The organism is Streptomyces sp. SID1328 (assembly GCF_009865595.1).
GTDB classification, from domain to species: domain Bacteria; phylum Actinomycetota; class Actinomycetes; order Streptomycetales; family Streptomycetaceae; genus Streptomyces; species Streptomyces griseoluteus.
This window is the reverse complement of sequence record NZ_WWKH01000802.1, coordinates 1-2,145: the sequence shown is the minus strand read 5'-3', so window position 1 is coordinate 2,145 and position 2,145 is coordinate 1. Positions and strand designations below refer to the sequence as shown.

Genomic DNA, 2,145 nt, shown 5'->3' with positions numbered 1-2,145 from the left:
GTGGCGTGCTGGGCCGCCGACGCGGGCTGCACGGACGTGCGGCTGCTGGCGAGGGTGGGCGCGGACGCGGTGCGGTGGCACGAGCGGGAGCTGCTGGCGGCCGGGGTGCGGCCACGGCTGGTGGTGGACCCGGTGGAGCCGACCGGCACGGTGATCTGCCTGGTCGACGGGGAGGCGGCGGCCGAGCGCACGTTCCTCACTTCCAGCGGGGCTTCGCTGCGGCTCGAACCGGACGACTGGTCGGAGCGGTTGCTCGACGGGGTGGCCCGGCTGCATCTGTCGGGGTACCTGCTGTTCGCCGAGTCCAGCCGGGCGTTGGCCGAGACCGCGCTGGCGGCGGCGCGTGCGCGCGGGGTGCCGGTGAGTCTGGACCCCGCTTCGGCGGGGTTCCTCGCGCGGTTCGGGACGGACCGGTTCCTGGAGTTCGCCAAGCAGCTCGATGTGCTGCTGCCGAGCCGGGACGAGGCGTGCCTGCTGACGGGGGTGTCCGACTGGGCCGGGGCGGCGGCGGAGTTGAGCGGGCTCGGGCCGGTGGTGGTGGCCAAGTCGGGGGCACAGGGGGCGTTGGTGGCGCGGTCGGGGGTGGTGAGCGCCCGGGTTCCGGCGGTACCGGTCCGGGCGACGGACAGTACGGGGGCCGGGGACGCGTTCACCGGCGCGTTCCTGGCGGCTCTGGTGGCGGGTGCCCGTGCGGAGGCCGCGGCGGAGTGGGGGTGCCGGGCCGGGGCGCGGGCGGTGCGGCGGGTGGGCGGCCGGCCCCCGCACCCGGACGACGACGGGCGGGCGCCGCACACCCCCTGAGGCCGGTACTTCAGACCTTGCGCCCCCACGCCGAGATCATCGGCGCCGTCGCCAGATCCATGCCGCCCGCCGCGACGTTGGCGAGATGGCGGTCGATGTCCTCGTCGGTCGCGAGTCCCGCTTCGACCATGCGGCCCCGGATCTGACGGACCGTGGCCAGTTCGAGCGCGGTGCACGCCGGTGAGGTGAGCGGGAAGTACGCGTCGGCCTCGACCTGCCGCAGCCCGGCCTCACGCAGGAGCCGCGGCAGGCGGCGCCCGTAGGAGAGGTCGGCGCCGCGCTCCGCGAGGAGCCGGCGGAAGCCCTGGCGGAGCCGGTTGGCGAGCCGCTCCCCGGGGCCGTGCTCGTCGGGGGAGGTCAGGGGTTGCAGGGCCGGGTCGGCGTCCTCGATCAGCAGCCGGCCGCCGGGCCGCAGCGCTTCGATCATGGAGCGCAACGCCCTTTCCCGGTCCGGGACATGGACCAGCACGAGCCGGGCGTGCACCAGGTCGAAGCCCCGGCCGGGCGGCTCCTCGGCGCCCACGTCATGGGTACGGACCTCCACCGGCGGCCGGGCCACGGTGTCCAGGCGCGAGGTGTCGATGTCGGTGGCGAGGACGGTACCGGTCGGGCCGACCTTCCGGGCGAGCCAGGAGACGACGGAGGTGCCCCCGGCGCCGACCTCCCAGCAGCGCCAGCCGGGGCCGATGCCGAGGCGTTCCAGGTGGCGGAACGTGGTGGGGTCGAAGAGGGAGGCGAAGGCGTCGAAGCGTTCGCCCGCCTCGGCCTGCCGGTTGTCCAGGAGGTATCCGTCCGATGTCGTCATGTCCCGCATCGTCCCAGCCGGTCGCCGGGTCCGGGGCGGCCGACCCTCCGTCCACAGGCGGGAACCAAGCGGAATCCGCTGTTCCCACAGGCTTCCCCGGCCTTCCCGACGGACTGGCAGACTGACCGGGCAGGGCACGAATGGTGTGGGGTGCGGAGATCCAGGCAAGGAGATCCAGATGTCGATGGCGGGGAATCTGCGAAAAGTCACAAAGCTGAGCAAGGTCGGCGGCCTGCGCAAGGTGGCCGGTCTGACCCGGCGCCGGCCGCGTGTGGACCTGAGCCACCCGGCCAGGTCACCGCTGGGTTCCTCGGTCGTGAACTGCGTGATGTATCAGGACGGCATACGCGTGCCCGGCTCCGCCGATGTGGTGGACGCCGTGAAGACGGTCCGCAACACCGGCGACGGTTTCGTCTGGCTGGGTCTGCACGAGCCGACCACCGAGGAGTTCGCCGATGTGGCCGAGCTGTTCGACCTGCACCCGCTCGCGGTGGAGGACGCGGTGGAGGCCCACCAGCGCCCGAAGCTGGAGCGGTACG

2 protein-coding genes and 1 pseudogene are annotated in these 2,145 nt (G+C 73.9%); 2 read left to right on the top strand and 1 reads right to left on the bottom strand.

Going from position 1 to position 2,145, the window contains the following annotated elements:
• A partial coding sequence (locus tag GT030_RS25785; RefSeq protein WP_161203162.1) for a PfkB family carbohydrate kinase occupies positions 1-801 on the top strand: 801 nt, incomplete at its 5' end.
• 10 nt (positions 802-811) lie between these two features.
• Here GT030_RS25785 and GT030_RS25780 read toward each other — a convergent pair.
• On the bottom strand, positions 812-1,606 hold the full coding sequence (locus GT030_RS25780; protein ID WP_161203161.1) for a methyltransferase domain-containing protein: 795 nt from the start codon (positions 1,604-1,606) through the stop codon (positions 812-814).
• A gap of 178 nt (positions 1,607-1,784) precedes the next feature.
• Between GT030_RS25780 and GT030_RS25775 the strand changes: the two are divergent.
• A pseudogene (locus GT030_RS25775) lies at positions 1,785-2,145 on the top strand (magnesium transporter CorA); the annotation flags it as partial.